Here is a 15,810-nt window from a genome sequence, read left to right on the forward strand (position 1 = left end):
CCTCCGGGTCACTGCGCCCCCTACCCCAGACGCCGGGCACCCGCGGACGGTTCCGCGGTGAAGAACGTCGGGGACGGGAAGCCCCGGTCCGCCGCCGCGGCGGCAACCGCTGCCGCCACCGGGTCGACACCGTCCTTCGCGACCAGCGCGATCACACTCCCGCCGAAGCCACCACCGGTCATCCTCGCTCCCAGTGCACCGGACGCCAGGGCCGCCTCCTGTGCGGTGTCGAGCTCCGGCACGGTGACCTCGAACAGGTCGCGGAGGCTGTCGTGGCTGGCGTTCATCAGTGCCCCGAGCTCGCCCGCGTCCCGCCGCAGGGACGCACCGGTCTCACGCAGCAACGGCACCGCCTGCTCCCGGGTGCGCCGGATCTCCTCGACGACGTGGGTGATGCGGTGCACCGCCGTGACCGACATGTCCTCCTGCGACAGCGGCCCTCCGCCCAGCAGCCGGTGAGCCTCCGGTGTCCGGGACCAGTCGGCGGCAGTCGCATCGAGGTTGGAGGACGGGTCGGACTCCAGGGCGGCACCGACCGTGGGGACACCGAGGTACCCGGCCACCGCATCGACCACCCCCCGGCGCGAGGCGTACTGCCCGTCGACGAGCCGGTGCTTCGCGTTGGTGTTGATGATCAGCAGGGACAACCCGGCCCCGGCCAGGTCACAGGGGACCATGTCCACGGTGTCACGGAGGAAATCGACGGCGAGCACCTGGCCGGGGCGTCCGTGGAAAGAGCTGCGCTGGTCCAGACCGCCAGTGGACGCCCCGACCACCTCGTTCTCCGCCCGCATGCATGCGGCGATCAACCGTTCCGTCGCGCCCGCCTCCGGGGGATGCCCCACGGCGAGTTCGTACGCCGCCAGCGCCACCGAGCACTCCAGCGCCGCGGAACTGGACAGTCCGGCCCCCACGGGCACATCGGAGACCAGGGCGATGTCGAGGCCGCCGCAGTGCGGGACCACCCCGTCCTGCAGTCCAGCCCAGACGGCGCCGGCGGCGTACCCCGCCCAGGTGGCCGGGTTCCCCGGTCCGATGTCGTCGAGCGCGATCGCGAAGGTCTCGGGGTCGGTGCCGCCGGAGCCCGGCTCCACCGACACGAGCTTCAGCAGGCCGTCCGACCTGCGGCCCACTGCGGCGGCCGTGTTCTGCGGCAGCGCGAAGGGCAGCGAAACTCCCCCGGCGTAGTCCACGTGCTCGCCGATGAGGTTGACCCGGCCCGGTGCCGCCCACACGCCCTCGCACCGGGAGTCGAAGTGACCGGCGAACAATGACCGTGCATCCGCGGCGAGCTGTGCGTCGTCCCTGGTGGTCCACCAGTCGACGCCCGGGGTGCCGGCCATCATGCCTCCCGGTCCGCGCTGTCGGGCCAGACCTCGCGCAACCGCTGCGCGACCGACTCCGGCGTGGTGTCGCTGATCCACGCACCGAAGGCCGACTCCGAGCCGGCGAGGAACTTCATCCGGTTCGGCGACCGCATCAGGGAGAACAGTTGCAGGTGCAGCCGTCCCTCGCCACGCAGGGACTCATCGTCGCCGGTGAGCCGGGACTGCACCGGCGCCTGGTTCCAGGCCGCGATGTACGGGGTCCGCTCCACCCCCTCGAAGAACCGGTCGACGGCGGTGTACAGCGGTTTCAGCAGGTCCGGGAGTTCGGCGCGCTCCTCCTCCGTCAGCTCCGTGAAGTCACCGACGGGGCGGTTCGGCACCAGCATGATCTCCAGCGGCCACTTCGCCCCGGCGGGGACGAAGACGGTGAAGTTCTCCGTTCGGGCCAGGATCCGCTCTCCGGCCCTTTGCTCCGCGGAGAGGACGTCGTCGAAGAGGTCGCGTCCCGTGGAGCCGCGGTGGTCCCGGGCGTTCTGCAGGATGCTGCGTGTACGCGGCGGCAGGTACGGGTAGCTGTAGATCTGTCCGTGCGGGTGCTGGAGCGTCACCCCGATCTCTTCGCCGCGGTTCTCGAACGGGGCGACCTGGATGACCCCGTCGATCCCGGACAGCGCGGCCGTCCGGTGCGTCCACGCCTCGATGACGGTGCGGATCCTCGACAGTGGGAGGTCCCGGAAGGACGCCGAGGAATCCGGCGTGAAACAGATGACCTCGCAACGCGCCGCGGCGGGCCGCCGCGGGAGGATGTCCTCGCCGTCGACATGCCACGGGTAGTCGGCGGGGTCGTCGGGCATCGCGATCCGGGTGGAGAACGACGGGAACCTGTTCTCGAAGACGACGACGTCGTAGTCGCTGGCGGGGACCTCCGAGGGGAGGTTGCCGGGTGTGGTCGGGGCCAGCGGGTTCTCGTTCGCCGGCGGCATGAACGTGCGGTTGTTCCGGTGTGCGGCGTAGGTGATCCACTCCCCGGTCAGCGGGTCGCGTCGCATCTCGGACTCGGTCACCGGTTCCGGCAGGTCCCGGTGGTCGGTGAGCTCCCGGGACACGTCACCGGACAGGACGGCGGGATCATCGTCGAAGTAGATCAGTTCCCGGCCGTCGGCCAGCCGGGTGCCGGTGACCTTGACGGGGTGTGCGCCCATCAGTCGTTCCCGCCGGGGAGCTTGTCGTCGTCGATGAGGGACTCGTCGACGACGACGGGGTTCAGCCTGGCCCAGAGGACCAGGGCCGCGGCGAAGACGAGCAGCGCGATGCCGGTCCAGACGTTGTCGGCCATGGACTTCGCCTCCCCGGTGTCCGGGTTGACCCCCGGGTCGAGGAATGCGGCGACCAGCAGCAGCACCACACCGTAGATGCCCAGCAGTGCGGCGGAGACGGTGCGGATGTCGAAGGCACCCGCCCTGTGCTTCTCGGTGGTGTCGGTGTTCTCGTTCATTGTTGTTCTCCTTTCAGGGGAGGTCGGCCGGTGTCAGGCGAAGATCACGTTGAGGGCGACGGCGATGACGAGGGCGAGCACACCGAGCGGCACCGTGCGGCGGTACCACGGCAGCTCCTTCTCCTCGGCGTCCTCGAGCATGGACTTCGGGGTCACGGACTTCACGAAGCCGACCAGTTCCTTGTCCGGTTTCGGTGCGGTGAAGGAGGTGACGACCACGGACACCACGATATCCACGACGAAGGCGAGGCCGGCGGCGACGAACGCCGTTCCCTGGCCGGGCAGGTCCACCACCGGGTCCCCGCCCAGCGACAGCGCCCAGAAGATGATGGCGGCCGCGGTGCCCGCGACCAGCCCGGACCAGCCGGCGTGAGGGGTCATCCGCTTCCAGAACATACCGAGCAGGAACGTGGCGAACAGCGGGGCGTTGAAGAAGCCGAACAGCGTCTGCAGGTAGTCCATGACGTTGCCGAAGTTGTTCGCGATCAGGGCCGTGCCGACCGCGGTGACGGTGGCTCCGACGGTGGCCCACCGTCCGACCTTGAGGTAGTAGCCGTCCTCCCGGTCCTTGACCACGTAGGCCTGCCAGATGTCGTAGCTGAACACGGTGTTGAACGCGGAGACGTTCGCGGCCATGCCCGCCATGAAGGAGGCCAGCAGGCCGGCGATCGCGACGCCCAGCAGCCCGGTCGGCAGCAGGTCGCGCATGAGGTAGAGGATGGCGTCGTTCGGTTCGGCGTCCCCACCGTCGTTGTAGGCCGTCACGATGGTCCCGGCGATCATGCCGGGAACGATCACGATGAACGGGATGAACAGCTTGACGAAGGAACCGATGATCGGGGTCTTGCGCGCGGCGCCGATCGAATCGGACGCCATGGCACGCTGCACCTCAACGAAGTTGGTGGTCCAGTAGCCGAAGGACAGCACGAAGCCGAGGCCCAGGACGACGCCGATCACGGAGAGCACCGGGCTGTCGAACCCGGAGAGCTCCTGGGCGGGCCAGGCGTGGTTCTGGAAGTCGTTGACCTTCTCCTTCAGTCCGCCCCAGCCACCGACCTTGTTGAGTCCGATGATGGTCAGCGGTGCCAGGGCGGCGACGATGACGAAGAACTGCAGCACCTCGGTGTAGATCGACGCCGACAGTCCACCGAGGGTGATGTACGACAGCACGATCGCCGCCGCGACGACCAGCGTGACCCACAGCGGCCAGCCCAGCAGCGCGTTGACCACCTTGGCCAGCAGCACCAGGTTGACGCCGGCGATGAGCAGCTGGGCGATGGCGAAGGACAGCGCGTTGACCAGGTGGGCACCGTTGCCGAACCGGCGGCGCATGAACTCAGGCACCGACCGGACCTTCGAGCCGTAGTAGAACGGCATCATCACGATGCCGAGGAAGACCATGGCCGGCACGGCGCCGATCCAGAAGTAGTGCATGGTCTGCAGGCCGTACTCGACGCCATTGGCGGACATGCCGATGATCTCGACGGCACCGAGGTTCGCCGCGACGAAGGCCAGGCCGGTCACCCAGGATGGGAGTCCCCGGCCGGAGAGGAAGAAATCGATGGAACTGGATACCCTGCGCTTCGCCGCCCAGCCGATGCCGAGGACGAAGATGAAGAACAGTGCGACCAGCGAATAGTCCACCCAGCTCGCGTCGAGCCGGAGGACGTTCTGTGCGGACTCCATGAGTGATGGGCTTTCTTTTGGGGGATCAGGGGTGTGGGGTGACGGGGCCGACGTGCCAGGAGCACGCCAGGTGCCCTCCCGGCGGCAGCCGTGCCAGGTCGGTGCCGGAGTTCAGGGCGTCGGGCGGGGCCGTCATCGGCTCCACGGCGACGGCCCTGCCGCCGGGTCTGCCGGGGTACGGCATCCCGGAGCGCTCGTCGGGGGTGAAGACCTGGAACCAGCGCAGTTCCGGGGACGTGGTCACGGCCACGCCCGCTCCGTCCGGACGCCGCAGGACGAACCTCGGCGTCGCGTCATCCCGGACGTGCAGGCAGTGGTCGAGGACGGCGTCCCCGAGCCGGTTGTCGGTGGCGGGCAGGACGCTGCCGTCGTCGCGGACGGGGCCGGCGGGCAGCCCCCGGTCATCCAGCGGCAGCAGCCCGTGGTCCGGGACCGTCAGCGTGCAGGTGTCGGTCGCGGCGCCGAGCGCGGACGGGTAGAGGTGGAACCCGCAGGCTGCGGGGATGTCGGTGGTGGCATCGTTGCGCAGCACGAACTCCGCCCGCAGACCGTCGCTGTCCACCCGGTAGGTGACGGAGAGGTGGACCGGCCACGGCCAGCCCGGCTGCGGTCCGGGGTCCAGCTCGATGCTGACGGTGCCGGGGCAGGCAGCGGTCTGCGTCCACTCCCGGTCGGCGCCGAAGCCGTGCAGCGCGTTGGATGCCTCAGGCTCGGTGATCCGGAGCTGGTGGTCCTCGCCCCCGAACGTGAATCTCCCGTCCGCTGTCCGGTTCGGCCACGGGGCCAGGACCACATTGGCCGACAGGGGCGCCGTGGACGGTTGTCCGGGTCCCCCGTACCCCTCGAGCAGGTCCTGCCCACGCCACGTGAGCCGGGACGGCCCCCCACCGCGGAGCGCAATGACCGCGTGGCAGTCGCCGGAGGCGATCGTCACACTGGGCGGGTGCATTGTCATCCAGATCACACTAGCGCTCCGTAGTCCCCGGCGAAAGTCCGGATTTCACCAGGTCAGGGTGAATTATGTTCACCTCTTCAATAGCGGGAGTAGTTGCGTCCCCTGCCGTTCGATCTCCCGCTCGTAGGGGGTGTCCGACAGGATGAAGTGGGTGATGCCCAGGTCCCGGTACTTGTTCAGGGAGTCGGCGACGTCCTGCGGTGATCCCACCAGCCAGGTCGTCGCCGCTCCCCCGGCACCGACGGTGCCCGGCGCGGTGTACAGGTTGTCGTCGAGGACGTCGCCGCGGTCGGCGAGTTCCAGCAGCCGCTGCTGGCCGACGGCGGTGCGCCGGTGCGGGTTCTGGGAGTAGGCCCCGACCCCGCCGTGCTGCCCGGCGAGCGCGGCGACCTTGGCCTCGGCGTCGCGCCAGGCCTCCTCGCGGGTGTCACGCACGAAGGTGGTGATGCGCAGGCCGAACTCCAGCGGCGGGTGCTCGCGTCCGACCTCGTCGCTGAGCGTCCTCAACCGCCCGATGCGTTCGGCGATCTGCGCACGGGGTTCACCCCAGAAAAGTTGGACGTCCGCCTCCCGGGCGGCGACCCGCTCCGCCGCGGCCGAGGCACCGCCGAAGTAGATCGTCGGGTGTGTGCGTCCCTCGCGCGGGACGATCCGCGGCACCACGGTGGAGTCCTCCACCTGGTAGTGCTCGCCGTTGTACGTCACGTCCTCCTCGGTCCACAGCCGGCGCAGCAGCTGGATGAACTCCCGGGTACGGGCGTAGCGGTCGGGCTGCTCCCAGTCGGTGTCGCCGTAGGCCGCGAGGTCGTCCTTGCCGGAGACGATGTTGATCCGGACGCGGCCGCCGGTGAGGTGGTCCAGCGTCGCCGTCGCCGAGGCGAAGTTCGCCGGGTGCCAGTAGCCGGGGCGCGCGGCGATCAGGGGGGTGAAGCTGGTGGTGCGTGCGGCCAGGGCGGTGGCGACGGTGAAGGTGTCGGGGCGTCCCCAGCCGGTGCCCAGCAGTGCACCCTCCCACCCGTGCTCCTCCAGCGACCAGGCCTGACGGGTCAGGCGGTCGAGGCTGTTGTGGTCGGCGACGGTGTCGTCGCCGCGGTGGCCGGGCTCGTTCTGGTTCGGGATGTACCACAGGTAGGTGTCGGTCATCGGTTCTGCTCCGATCGGTGGAGGTGGGGATGGGTGAAATGGGTGAGCTGCGCCCGCCGGACGGCGGCGTTCTGCCCCTGGACCCGGATGAACAGGGCGGTGCGGGCGTAGAGCTGGGCGGTGTCGTCCAGGCCGAGTCCGTGGCCGGCGCGGGCGGTCAGCAGCGCCCCGGTCAGGGTCGTGAGCGCCTCGGTCGCCGCGACCTTCAGACCGAGACGTTCGGAAACCCGGTCAGCGGCATCGCTGGCATCGGTCAGCGCGTAGGCTTCCTCGCGCAGCGATGCAATGACCGGGCGCCACTGCCCGGCGATGTCCCCGGCCAGAGGATCGTCCTCCCGTTCCAGCTCGTCGAGCACCGCGGCGGCCACGCCGAAGTGGTGGGGTTTGGCGTCGGTGGCCACACCGGTGTCCCGGCGGCGCCACTGCTCCATCGGCTCCCGGGACAGGACGTTGTCGTCGGCCACCACAACACCCTCCAGTCCGACCCGGTACGTCCGGCTACCGTTCAACGCGGCCAACTGCAGTTGGGCAGGGCGGAACCCCTCCCCGACCGGCACCAGTGCGGTCACCACCGTCCCGGTGCCCGGATCCACCGCGGCGACGGTGAGCACGGTGCTGATGCCCCAGCCGCTGACCCAGGACACCGTGCCGTCCAGCCTCCAGCCGCCGCGGACCCGCGTGGCACGGATGTAGCGGTCGGGGTACCGGCGCACGTCACTGAGGGCCGCGCCAGCGATACGTTCCCCGCGCAGGATCTCGTACGCGGTGTCAGGCAGGTCAACCCCGTCGCGGTACAACGCGGCGAGCCGTCCGACCTGGGGTGCGTGCTGGGTCCACACCAGCCAGGTGTTGGGGCAGGCGCCCGCGAGGGTCTCGGCGATCTGCCGGTCGGTGGCCGTGTCGGTCTCCGCCCCACCGAACTCGGCCGGGGCGAGGTGGTTCAGCAACCCGGCGTTGGCCAGACCGGCGATCCGGTCGGCGCCCACCCCGGTCCGGTCGACCTCCACCGCGGTAGGACGCAGGGTTGTCCCGGCATAGGTGCGGATGTCCTGGATACGTAAGCTCACCCCGCAGAACGTAGTCCAGTGCAGGTGGCGCGGTCGTCCCATTCACTCTGCACAAAAATAACCGGTGACGCGCCGGGTGCCCCGCAGTACGGTTCTGGTCCTCACCAGAAAGGACCACACCATGACCGACACTTTCGAGGACGCCCTCCCGCGGATCCGGGAGGTGCTGTCCCGCATCGCCGTCCACGAGGCGGACCGTGACCTGCGTGGCGAGCACCCCGACGCCGGGGTCCGCGACCTGGCCGACGCCGGATTCGGACGCCTGCGCGTCCCCCGCGAATTCGGCGGCTTCGACGTGGACCTCCCCACCCTGTTCAGCCTCCTCGCCGAGGCCGGGGAGGCGGACTCCAATATCCCGCAGATATGGCGGGGCCACTTCACCGCCACCGAGATCCTCCGCCGGGAAACCGACGAGACCGCCCGCAACCACTGGCTGAGCCGCATCGGGGAGGGTGCCGTGTTCGGCAATGCCCAGTCCGAGAGCGCCGACCGGGTGAAACAGACCAGGATCCACACGAACCCGGCGGGCACGGTGGTGGTGAACGGGACGAAGTTCTACTCCACCGGCGCACGCTTCGCCGACTACATCCGGGTCGCCGCCGTCGACGGGACGCGCACCACCACCTTCGTGGTCGTCGACGCGCACCATTCCGGGGTGAAGCACCTCAACGACTGGGACGGGATCGGCCAGCGGCTCACCGGCAGCGGCTCCACGGTGTTCACCGGGGTTCCGGTGCTGCCCCACGGCACCCTCGCCCGTGAACGTGCCGCTGTCCGTGGCCTCGACTCCTTCGTCCAGGTCGTCCACCTGGCCAATCTGGCGGGGATCGCGCGCGCCATCGTCCGGGACACCGTGGAGATCGTCCGTGGACGCACGCGCACTTCCCGGCACTCCTTCACCGACGGGAGCGCCACCGCCGACCCGGACGTGCTGGCGGTCATCGGAACACTCGAGGCGCGCTCGCTGACGGCATCCGCCCTGCTGGAGACCGTGGCCGCTGCGCTCCAGGACGCCCACGCAGCCGACACCGAGCAGGCGTTCGCCGGGGCCTACGTGACCACGTCCGCCGCGCAGGTCGCGGTGATCGAAGCCGTCCTCGACGCCGCGACCACCGCCTTCAACGCCGGGGGCTCCTCCGCCACCCGGGCCCGCGCCCACCTCGACCGGCACTGGCGCAACGCCCGCACCCTGGCGTCCCACAACCCGGTGGTCTACAAGCCCCGCGTCGTCGGTGACCACCTGGTCAACCACCGGAACCCCGAGAACCTCCACTACGAAGGACGGGCCGCATCGTGAACCAGCTGCACATCAACGTCAACATCCTGAACTCCGGGATCTTCGCCGGGGCGTGGCGCTTCCCCGGCACCGACCCGCTCGCCAGTTTCACCGTCGAGCACTACGTGGACATCGCGAAGAAGGCCGAGGAAGCGAAGCTCGACGCCGTCTTCCTCGCCGACGGACCCGTGCTGGAGGCGAACATCCGCCACCGGCCGGGCAACAACCTGGAACCCACCACCGTGCTCGCCAGGATCGCCGCGGAGACCAGCCGTATCGGCCTGATCGGCACGCTGTCCTCGTCCTACAACGACACCGGTGAACTCGCCCGACGCCTCGGCGACCTGGACGTGATCAGCGGCGGGCGCTTCGGCTGGAACGTGGTCACCACCGCGGGCCCCGTCGCCGCCGCCAACTTCGGGCGCGAGGGCGAGCCGGACCATGCCCGGCGCTACGAGCGGGCCGCCCGGGTCGTGGGCCAGGTCACCGGACAGTGGGACGCGCGGCGCACCCACCGGTCCCCGCAGGGCCGGCCCGTCATCGTCCAGGCCGGCGGCTCCACCGACGGAAAGAAGCTGGCCTCACGCGTGGCGGAGGTGGTCTTCTCCGCCGACCAGCACATCGACAGCGCACGGGCGTTCCGCAGGGAGCTGCGGGCCGGGGCGGCGTCGCATGGCCGCTCCCCCGACAGCATCGTGATCCTCCCCGGCCTGTCCACCGTGATCGGCAGCACCGAGGCCGAGGCACGGGAACGCCGCGAGATCCTCGACGACATCCTGCCGGACGCCTACGCCCGGGCCAGGTTGTCCGGACAGCTCGGAGTCGACGTCAATGACCTGCACGACGACGAGCCGATCCCTCGGGAGATCCTCACCCCGCCGGACGCCGCCGGTGGTTCGCAGACCTTCTACCGCATGGTCCACGACATCATCGTGCGCGAGGACCCCACCCTGCGCCAGCTGCTGCGCACACTGGCGGGGAGCAACGGCCACCGCATCATCACCGGCACCCCGGAGCAGATCGCCGACGACATCGAGCACTGGTTCCGCACCGGGGCGGCCGACGGCTTCAACATCATGCCGGACGTCCTTCCCTCCGGTTTCACCGACCTGGCCGACCAGCTGATCCCGGAGCTGCAGCGCCGTGGGCTGTTCCGCACCGACTACGCGGACACCACCCTGCGCTCCCACCTGGGGCTGCCCGTGCCCGAACTCCTCAAGGAGGCGTCATGACAGACATCGACATCGCCGTCGGCGGGGCGGACGGGCAGGTCCCCCTCGCCCGGGCCGTGGACCTCGTCGCCGCTGCCGGGCCGGAACCGGCCGTGCGTCTGCGCGACCGCACCGGTGACGACCCCGCCCTCGACCCGTCGCTGGTCGCCGCCTACCTGGCCGGTGCCCTTCCCGACACGGTGCGTCCCCGTTTCCTGGTGGATGCGCCGACGACCCGCAATGCGCCGTTCAACCTGGCCCGCCGCATCCAGTCCGTCCACCGGGCCACCGGCGGACACACTGGCCTGGTACTGCACACCGGTGACGGCGACGAGGTCAGCGACACCGTCGCCGGGGAAGAGCCGGCCTCCTCCGACGACCAGTGGAGCGAGTACGCACAGGTCCTCACCGGCCTGTGGGGCACCTTCCCCGCCGAGGCCCTGGTCGGCGACCAGGAGTCCGGTGTCGCCGTCGACGAATCGCTGATCACCCCGTTGAACCACCGTGGCCGCCACTACCGGGTCGCCGGCCCGCTAGACGGTCCCGCCGATCCCTCGGGGCCACCGCCGCTGTTCGCGGTCGACGGCGACGGCGCACTGACGGAGGTCACCCCGTGACCGTCACCACGCCCCTCACCGTCGCCGGCATACGCACGGCCATCGCACCGGTGCTCGAGCGGCTCGGCGCCTCCGCCCGGGAACGCGAGACCACCCGCGACTTCGCGTTCGCCGAGGTCCGCGAACTGGCCCGGGCCGGTATCGGCCTCGCCGGCGTCCCGGCCGCCGACGGCGGTGCCGGCGGGAACCACCGCGACATCGCCGACCTGGTCATCGACATCGCCCGGGCGGACTCGAACGTCGCCCAGGCCCTGCGTCCGACCTTCCTCCAGTCACGCCGGAACCCCGACGGCCCCACACTGCAGCGGCTGCGCAACGGTGACCTGTTCGCCGGGACCGTCAACGAGCGCAGCGGCGGTGCCAACGGCAGCGTCCACACCACCGCCCGGCGCGTCGAGGGAGGCTGGATCATCGACGGCCGCAAGTACTACTCCACCGGTGGCCTCTACGCGGACTGGTTCTCCACCGCCGCCGTCACCGAGGACGGTGACCCCGTGCGCTTCACCGTCCCCACCGACCGTGCCGGGCTGGGGCGTCCCGACGACTTCGACGCGGTCGGGCAACGCCTGACCCAGTCCGGGTCCACCGTCTTCGACGGCGTCTTCATCGCGGACTCCGAGGTCAACGAGGCTCCGGCGCCGGAGAATCCGTGGACCGGGGCCTTCCCGCAGCTCTACCTCGCCGCCGTCCAGGCCGGCATCGCCGCCCGTGCCCTCGACGACGCCGTCTGGTTCGTCAACGAGCGGGCCCGTCCGATCAAGCACAGCACCGCCGCCACCAGCGTGGAGGACCCCTACGTCCGGGAGACGGTCGGCGAGATCGGCATCCGGGCGCAGACCGCGAGGGCCGTCGTCCTGCTCGCCGCCGAATCGATCGACCACGCCCCGGGTGACGAGGCCGCGGTCACGGTCGCCCAAGCGGGCGCGACGGCGATCGAGTCGGCGTTGAAGGCCGCCGAGCTGCTGTTCGACGTCGGCGGGGCGTCCATCACCGACCGTTCCCTCGGCTTCGACCGGCACTGGCGCAACGCCCGCACCGCCGCCAACCACAACCCCCGCCAATGGAAGACCGCCGTCTCGGGTGCGTGGCACCTGACCGGCGAGGAACCGCCCACCAGTGGCCTGTTCTGACCCGCACCCCGAAAGGAACCCATGACCGAAATCCGCACACTGGGACGCACCGGCGTCCCGGTCTCCCCGTTCACCCTCGGCACCATGAACTTCGGTGGCCCCCAGGAACCCGGGGAATCGATCCGCATCATCCGCCGCGCCATCGACGCAGGCATCACCGTGGTCGACACCGCCGACGTGTACTCCCAGGGCGCGTCCGAGGAGGTGGTGGGACGCGCCCTCGAAGGACGCCGCGACGAAGTGTTCCTGGCCACCAAGTTCCACGGTCGGATCGGCGACGACCCACGCCACGCCGGCAACTCCCGGTGGTGGATCTCGCAGGCCGTGGAGGACAGCCTGCGACGGCTGGGCACCGACCACATCGACCTGTACCAGGCGCACCGGCCCGACCCGTCCACCGATCTACTGGAGACGATCCAGACCCTCAACGACCTGATCCACCAGGGGAAGATCCGCTACTACGGGACGTCCGTCTTCCCCGCCCACCAGCAGGTCGAGGCACACTGGCTCGCGGCGGAGCACGGGCTGATCGCCCCGCACACCCAGCAGGTGCCGTACTCCCTGCTGGTCCGCGGCGTGGAACGCGAGGTCCTGCCCGTCGCCCGGCGCTACGGCGAGGGCGTGCTGACCTACGGACCGTTGGCCGCCGGCTGGCTGTCCGGGAAGTACCGGGTCGGCGCCGGACAGCCGGAGTCCGCCCGTGCCGGCCTGATCCCGGGACGCTTCGACGTGACCGCGGAACAGAACGGACCGAAGCTCGCGGCGGCGGATGCCCTGGCCGTGCTCGCCGCGGAGAACGGACTCGCCCTGACCGACCTGGCCACCGCCTTCGCCCTGAACCACCCGGCGGTGAGCAGCGTGATCATCGGACCGCGCACCGCAGACCATCTGGACGCCTACCTGGCCGCCGCCGACGTCCGGCTGGACGCGGACGTCCTGGACCGGATCGACGGGATCGTTTCCCCCGGCACCCAGTTCCACGACCGGGACACCGGCGTGGACACCCCCTCCCTGCAACCCGCCGCGCTGCGGCGCTGAAAGGACCCCCAATGACCATCCCCTACCGCCGTACCGGAGCCTCCGGGCTGAAACTCCCCGCCTTCTCCTTCGGCCTGTGGCAGAAGTTCGGCACCGACCACGCCTTCGGGACCCAGCGCGACATCATCCTCCACGCCTTCGACCTGGGGATCACCCACTTCGACAACGCCGACCGCTACGGCCCGCCCCACCGGGCGGCCCAGCACACCTTCGGCAGTGTCCTCGCCCGCGATCTCGCCCCCCACCGCGACGAGCTGATCCTGTCGACCAAGGCCGGCAACCCGATCGGCCCGGGACCGTACCAGCGCGGCGGATCGCGGAAGTCCCTGCTGGGATCGCTGGATCACAGCCTCCGCGATCTCGGCACCGACTACGTGGACATCTTCTACCACCACAGTCCCGACGACGAGACCCCGCTGGAGGAGACCGTCGGCGCCCTGGCCAGCGCCGTCCAACAGGGAAAGGCCCTGTATGTGGGCATCTCCAACTACCCGGCGTCGAAGGCGCACGAGGCCGCGACCCTGCTGCGTGAGGCCGGCGTCCCGCTGCTGATCCACCAGCCGCGCTACAACATCCTCGACCGTTCCATCGAGGACAACGGGCTGCTGCAGACCGCCGCGGACGACGGCTTCGGCCTGATCCTGTACTCCCCGTTGGCCCAGGGGCTGCTGACCGACAAGTACCTCACGGACATCCCGGCGGACGCCCGCGCGCTGAACAGCACCTTCCTGTCCACCGACGCCATCACCGACTCCTACCGGGAACGTGCGGCCGCCCTGAACGAGCTCGCCGGGTCCCGCGGGCAGTCACTCGCGCAGTTGGCGTTGCAGTGGGCACTGCGGCGTCCCGAGGTGACCTCCGCGCTCATCGGTGCCAGCTCCACCGCGCAGCTCGACCACAATGTGCGGGCCCTGGACTTCCCCGACCTCACCGACGACGAACTGGCCGTCATCGACGAACAGCGGGAGGAGCAGTGAGCGCCCCCATCGGCGCCGGGGTGGAGGACGGCCGCCCGTTCCGCCTGAACTTCCTGCTGCACCTGGACCGCGACCTGGAACCGGCGGAGGCCTACCGCGCGGCCATCGACATCTTCGTCCGGGCCGAGAAACTCGGCTACGACTCCGGCTGGGTGATCCACCGCCACTTCCGGGAGGGTAAGGAGCACGTCTCCGCCCCGCTGGTGCTGCTGGCGGCGATCGCCGAACACACCGACCGGATCGGGCTGGGCACCGGAGTGTACGTCCTGCCCCTCGAGGACCCCCCTGCAGGTCGCCGAACAAGCCGCGACCCTCGACGCGCTCAGCGGCGGACGCCTGCAGCTGGGCGTGGGTGCCGGTCCGTTCCCCGCGTCCTGGGAGGCGTTCGGACGCGACATCGACGACCGCCACCGGCTCTGGGACGAGTCGGTCGGGCGCCTGCACGAGGTCCTGGACGGTACCGCGCTGAACAGTGCCGGTGAGGTGCTTCATCCCCCGGCCGACGGTGTCCGCGGCCAACTGTGGCAGGCCACCACCAGCAAGCCGGAGCACTCCCACCGCACCGCCGCGGCGGCAGGCCGCGCCGGCGACGGACTGCAGCTGTCACGGGCGAACGCCTGGCGCGGCGGTACACCGGAGGAGGCGCAGGAGGCGCAGGCGTCCTGGATCCGCAGCTACCGGGAGGCGTTCACGCAGACGCACCCGGATGCGCAGCCGCGCGTGCAGGTCTCCCGCGCGGTCTACCCGCACCCGGACCGCGAAGCGGCGGTGGAACTGGTGACGCCGGGAGTGCGGCGCTGGCAGAGCTGGAGCACCCACCCCGATGTCGTCCACGAGGAGACCGTGCCGGAGTACCTGGAGCGCGACCGCGCGTTGCTGGGGCCGAGCGGGGACATCGCCGCAGAGCTCGCCGCGGACCCCGCCCTGGAGAACATCACCGACCTCCTGGTCAGCTTCGTGCCGGGCGTCCCGGACCATGGGGAGCACCTGCGCCTGCTGGAGACCACCGCCACGGAACTGGCACCATTGCTGGGCTGGCGTCCGGCATGAGCGGACTGCACCTGAACCTGTCCCTGATGACACCGGGCCAGCTGCGGCACGCGTGGCGGCTGCCGGGCCGTGACCCGCTGGCCTACCTGGACATCGACCACTTCACCCGGCTGGCGCGGATCGCCGAGGAGGCGTCGGTGGACGCGGTGTTCCTGGGCGATTCCCCGGCCCTGCGTGGCGAGATCGCGGAGGCGCCGGGCACGGGGCTGGACCCGCTGGTACTGCTCGGGCACCTGGCTGCCGTGACGGAGCATCTCGGGGTGATCGCCACAAGCTCCACCACCTACAACTCGCCGTACAATCTCGCCCGCAGATTCCAGTCCCTCGACCATGTGACGAAGGGGCGGGCGGCGGTGAACATCGTGACCACGCACAACGACGCCGCCGCGGCGAACTTCGGATTGTCCGAGCCTCCGGACAAGGCCACCCGCTACGCCCGCGCGACGGAGTTCCTGGAGGTCGTCACCGGTCTCTGGGACAGCTGGGAACCCGGGTGGCTGGTCGGTGACCGGGAGTCCGGACGCTTCGCCGACCCGGCGAAGGTACGGCGCCTGGACCACCACGGCGAGTTCTTCTCCGTGGCGGGCCCCCTCCCCGTCGCACCCGGCCCGCAGGGGCGGCCGGTGATCGTCCAGGCCGGCGGCTCTGAGGGTGGTCTGCAGCTCGCTGGACGGTTCGCGGACGTGGTCTTCACCGTCGCGCAGACCAGGGACAAGGCGGCGGCGTTCCGCTCGGACATCCGCGCGCGGGCCACCGCCGCAGGACGCTCCCCCGACGCCGTGGGGCCCGAACCCCGGATGGTGGACACGGGGATGTAATCAAGATGCGAGTCGAAGC

15 protein-coding genes and 1 pseudogene are annotated in these 15,810 nt (G+C 70.5%); 9 read left to right on the forward strand and 7 right to left on the reverse strand.

What is annotated here, in order from left to right; translation table 11 throughout:
• Window positions 1-20: 20 nt before the first annotated feature.
• From galK to ACTIL2_RS08150, 7 genes are all read right to left on the reverse strand, one after another.
• Window positions 21-1,343, reverse strand: coding sequence for a galactokinase (gene galK, locus ACTIL2_RS08120; RefSeq protein ID WP_442336967.1), 1,323 nt, complete (start codon window positions 1,341-1,343; stop codon window positions 21-23).
• The gene (galT, locus tag ACTIL2_RS08125) at window positions 1,343-2,530 is read right to left on the reverse strand and encodes a galactose-1-phosphate uridylyltransferase (protein WP_442336953.1); all 1,188 of its coding nucleotides are present in this window, start codon (window positions 2,528-2,530) and stop codon (window positions 1,343-1,345) included. Before galT ends, galK begins: the two co-directional genes overlap by 1 nt.
• The gene (locus ACTIL2_RS08130; RefSeq protein ID WP_442336954.1) at window positions 2,530-2,823 is read right to left on the reverse strand and encodes a hypothetical protein; all 294 of its coding nucleotides are present in this window, start codon (window positions 2,821-2,823) and stop codon (window positions 2,530-2,532) included. The genes galT and ACTIL2_RS08130 overlap by 1 nt, the downstream gene beginning before the upstream one ends.
• 33 nt (window positions 2,824-2,856) lie before the next feature.
• Window positions 2,857-4,509, reverse strand: coding sequence for a sodium:solute symporter family protein (locus ACTIL2_RS08135; RefSeq protein WP_442336955.1), 1,653 nt, complete (start codon window positions 4,507-4,509; stop codon window positions 2,857-2,859).
• Window positions 4,510-4,534: 25 nt separating this feature from the next.
• Window positions 4,535-5,464 carry an aldose epimerase family protein gene (locus tag ACTIL2_RS08140; RefSeq protein WP_442336956.1) on the reverse strand — a complete coding sequence of 310 codons (930 nt, stop codon included), beginning with the start codon at window positions 5,462-5,464 and terminating at the stop codon, window positions 4,535-4,537.
• Between the two features lie 69 nt (window positions 5,465-5,533).
• Window positions 5,534-6,607 carry an LLM class flavin-dependent oxidoreductase gene (locus ACTIL2_RS08145; protein WP_442336957.1) on the reverse strand — a complete coding sequence of 358 codons (1,074 nt, stop codon included), beginning with the start codon at window positions 6,605-6,607 and terminating at the stop codon, window positions 5,534-5,536.
• A complete protein-coding gene (locus tag ACTIL2_RS08150; RefSeq protein ID WP_442336958.1) occupies window positions 6,604-7,674 on the reverse strand; it encodes an acyl-CoA dehydrogenase family protein in 1,071 nt (356 codons plus the stop codon). Before ACTIL2_RS08150 ends, ACTIL2_RS08145 begins: the two co-directional genes overlap by 4 nt.
• A gap of 121 nt (window positions 7,675-7,795) precedes the next feature.
• Here ACTIL2_RS08150 and ACTIL2_RS08155 point away from each other — a divergent pair, with 121 nt between their 5' ends.
• The 9 genes and pseudogenes from ACTIL2_RS08155 (at window position 7,796) to ACTIL2_RS08195 (ending at window position 15,791) form a co-directional block, all read left to right on the forward strand.
• Window positions 7,796-8,971 carry an acyl-CoA dehydrogenase family protein gene (locus ACTIL2_RS08155; RefSeq protein WP_442336959.1) on the forward strand — a complete coding sequence of 392 codons (1,176 nt, stop codon included), beginning with the start codon at window positions 7,796-7,798 and terminating at the stop codon, window positions 8,969-8,971.
• Window positions 8,968-10,182 carry an LLM class flavin-dependent oxidoreductase gene (locus ACTIL2_RS08160; RefSeq protein WP_442336960.1) on the forward strand — a complete coding sequence of 405 codons (1,215 nt, stop codon included), beginning with the start codon at window positions 8,968-8,970 and terminating at the stop codon, window positions 10,180-10,182. Before ACTIL2_RS08155 ends, ACTIL2_RS08160 begins: the two co-directional genes overlap by 4 nt.
• Window positions 10,179-10,778, forward strand: coding sequence for a hypothetical protein (locus ACTIL2_RS08165; RefSeq protein WP_442336961.1), 600 nt, complete (start codon window positions 10,179-10,181; stop codon window positions 10,776-10,778). The genes ACTIL2_RS08160 and ACTIL2_RS08165 overlap by 4 nt, the downstream gene beginning before the upstream one ends.
• On the forward strand, window positions 10,775-11,908 hold the full coding sequence (locus ACTIL2_RS08170) for an acyl-CoA dehydrogenase family protein (protein WP_442336962.1): 1,134 nt from the start codon (window positions 10,775-10,777) through the stop codon (window positions 11,906-11,908). Before ACTIL2_RS08165 ends, ACTIL2_RS08170 begins: the two co-directional genes overlap by 4 nt.
• A gap of 21 nt (window positions 11,909-11,929) precedes the next feature.
• On the forward strand, window positions 11,930-12,946 hold the full coding sequence (locus ACTIL2_RS08175) for an aldo/keto reductase (protein ID WP_442336963.1): 1,017 nt from the start codon (window positions 11,930-11,932) through the stop codon (window positions 12,944-12,946).
• An 11-nt stretch (window positions 12,947-12,957) separates the two neighbouring features.
• A complete protein-coding gene (locus tag ACTIL2_RS08180; protein WP_442336964.1) occupies window positions 12,958-13,923 on the forward strand; it encodes an aldo/keto reductase in 966 nt (321 codons plus the stop codon).
• A gap of 20 nt (window positions 13,924-13,943) precedes the next feature.
• Window positions 13,944-14,132, forward strand: a pseudogene (locus tag ACTIL2_RS08185) (LLM class flavin-dependent oxidoreductase); the annotation flags it as partial.
• A gap of 76 nt (window positions 14,133-14,208) precedes the next feature.
• Window positions 14,209-14,973, forward strand: a complete 765-nt coding sequence (locus ACTIL2_RS08190) for an LLM class flavin-dependent oxidoreductase (protein WP_442336968.1) — start codon at window positions 14,209-14,211, stop codon at window positions 14,971-14,973.
• Window positions 14,970-15,791, forward strand: a complete 822-nt coding sequence (locus tag ACTIL2_RS08195) for an NtaA/DmoA family FMN-dependent monooxygenase (protein ID WP_442336965.1) — start codon at window positions 14,970-14,972, stop codon at window positions 15,789-15,791. Before ACTIL2_RS08190 ends, ACTIL2_RS08195 begins: the two co-directional genes overlap by 4 nt.
• Window positions 15,792-15,810 lie beyond the last annotated feature (19 nt).

Origin of the sequence: Corynebacterium sp. (genome assembly GCF_052107835.1) — a bacterium.
Lineage (GTDB): Bacteria > Actinomycetota > Actinomycetes > Mycobacteriales > Mycobacteriaceae > Corynebacterium.

Bases quoted from the DNA above. Each gene is read 5' to 3' on its own strand.
- ACTIL2_RS08130 (WP_442336954.1), bottom strand. From the start codon at position 2,823: ATGAACGAGAACACCGACACCACCGAGAAGCACAGGGCGGGTGCCTTC.
- ACTIL2_RS08175 (WP_442336963.1), top strand. From the start codon at position 11,930: ATGACCGAAATCCGCACACTGGGACGCACCGGCGTCCCGGTCTCCCCG.
- galT (WP_442336953.1), bottom strand. From the start codon at position 2,530: ATGGGCGCACACCCCGTCAAGGTCACCGGCACCCGGCTGGCCGACGGC.
- galK (WP_442336967.1), bottom strand. From the start codon at position 1,343: ATGGCCGGCACCCCGGGCGTCGACTGGTGGACCACCAGGGACGACGCA.
- ACTIL2_RS08155 (WP_442336959.1), top strand. From the start codon at position 7,796: ATGACCGACACTTTCGAGGACGCCCTCCCGCGGATCCGGGAGGTGCTG.
- ACTIL2_RS08145 (WP_442336957.1), bottom strand. From the start codon at position 6,607: ATGACCGACACCTACCTGTGGTACATCCCGAACCAGAACGAGCCCGGC.
- ACTIL2_RS08195 (WP_442336965.1), top strand. From the start codon at position 14,970: ATGAGCGGACTGCACCTGAACCTGTCCCTGATGACACCGGGCCAGCTG.
- ACTIL2_RS08135 (WP_442336955.1), bottom strand. From the start codon at position 4,509: ATGGAGTCCGCACAGAACGTCCTCCGGCTCGACGCGAGCTGGGTGGAC.
- ACTIL2_RS08165 (WP_442336961.1), top strand. From the start codon at position 10,179: ATGACAGACATCGACATCGCCGTCGGCGGGGCGGACGGGCAGGTCCCC.
- ACTIL2_RS08180 (WP_442336964.1), top strand. From the start codon at position 12,958: ATGACCATCCCCTACCGCCGTACCGGAGCCTCCGGGCTGAAACTCCCC.
- ACTIL2_RS08140 (WP_442336956.1), bottom strand. From the start codon at position 5,464: ATGACAATGCACCCGCCCAGTGTGACGATCGCCTCCGGCGACTGCCAC.